The 1,260-nt window shown below is 39.7% G+C and carries 3 protein-coding genes; all 3 read left to right on the plus strand.

Going from position 1 to position 1,260, the window contains the following annotated elements:
* Positions 1-328: hypothetical protein (locus tag EBS11_RS28295; protein WP_290608865.1), on the plus strand; the 328-nt coding region annotated here is incomplete at its 5' end.
* Between the two features lie 33 nt (positions 329-361).
* On the plus strand, positions 362-985 hold the full coding sequence (locus EBS11_RS28300) for a hypothetical protein (protein ID WP_290608867.1): 624 nt from the start codon (positions 362-364) through the stop codon (positions 983-985).
* On the plus strand, positions 982-1,260 hold a 279-nt coding region (locus EBS11_RS28305), incomplete at its 3' end, for a hypothetical protein (RefSeq protein WP_290608868.1). The genes EBS11_RS28300 and EBS11_RS28305, both read left to right, overlap by 4 nt.

Below are 1,260 nucleotides of genomic sequence, written 5' to 3' on the forward strand. Positions count from 1 at the left end.
TGATGACATTGATTTGACTCCCTCGGAAGGCATGGTCGAGGCGGCCAAGTCTGCCTTGCGGGTTCGTGCCGAAAAGCCAGCCAGCGAGCGTGGCATGACACAGGTGGGAATTGCTAGGGCTAGGGACATTATCGGGCGCAAACGGCTTTCTCCTAGAACTTGGAGGCGTATTTACAGCTTCTTGTCACGGCATGAGGTGGACAAAAAAGGTTCCACATGGAACGAAAAGGGCAAGGGATGGCAAGCCTACAACGGATGGGGCGGGGATGCAGGGCTAAAGAGAGCCGAGAAAATTGTTGGACAACTGGACAAATTGCGGAGCAAATAACAAATGAATCCGCTTTGCTACAATTCAAAGCGCATGAATCTTGATGATTGTGGTACTGGTGCTGGTGGGTTTAAAGAGGGAAATACTTGTGCAAAAAGATCTGGAGAAATCGGAACAAGAGATATATCTGAAAAACAATCAAGTCTAATAAGCAATCTGGAAAAAAAACTAAGAGAACCAAGAGAAAAAGAGCAATTATATGCTATATCTGGACAAGGAAATTTAATTTTATCTCAAGAAGGAAGTAAAAATAAAATAGTCTTGCAACAAGAACATGTGGATATGATGAAAAAAGACGGGGAAACAATTCTTACGCATAATCATCCAATGAGCACAAGTCTTTCATATGCAGATATTGTTTTAGCGTCAAATGCAAATTTAAAAGAAGTGAGAGCAGTTGCACAAAAAAAAACATATCTTGCGTCAAGACCCTCAAATGGATGGCCTGATCCAAAAGAAATAATTCAAAAATTTACTTCTGCCAATCAAGAAATATTTAAAATTTTACAACCAAGAGTTATTGAGGACACAAAAAATAAAGATGAATTTGAAAAATTTAAAATTGCAAAAAATTATTCTATACTTCACTCTGAAATTTTAGCGTCTGCTGTTGCAAACATTTTAAAAATACCATATAAATCAGAAGAACATAAATGAGCATTATTATAGATCCAGAAGACTCAATCCCAGACTATACCAATTCAGATTGGATTGAAAAAATGAACAAGGAAACAAGCAACTCAATGCTTGAGTCAAAAAAAACATTCTGTCCATTGCCGACACAGGACATCAAAACCAATCTAGCCAATCGGCAAAAGGCTATTGATGTAGCACACTACGGCCCAGCCAATCCCAAGGAGCCTAATGAGGAATACTGGACGGCGAAGGCTAAAATCTTCGGTGGTTCGGTCAAAGAAGCCAAGACGATGCGT

It is taken from the genome of Janthinobacterium sp. (assembly GCF_009923995.1).
GTDB lineage: Bacteria > Pseudomonadota > Gammaproteobacteria > Burkholderiales > Burkholderiaceae_D > Janthinobacterium.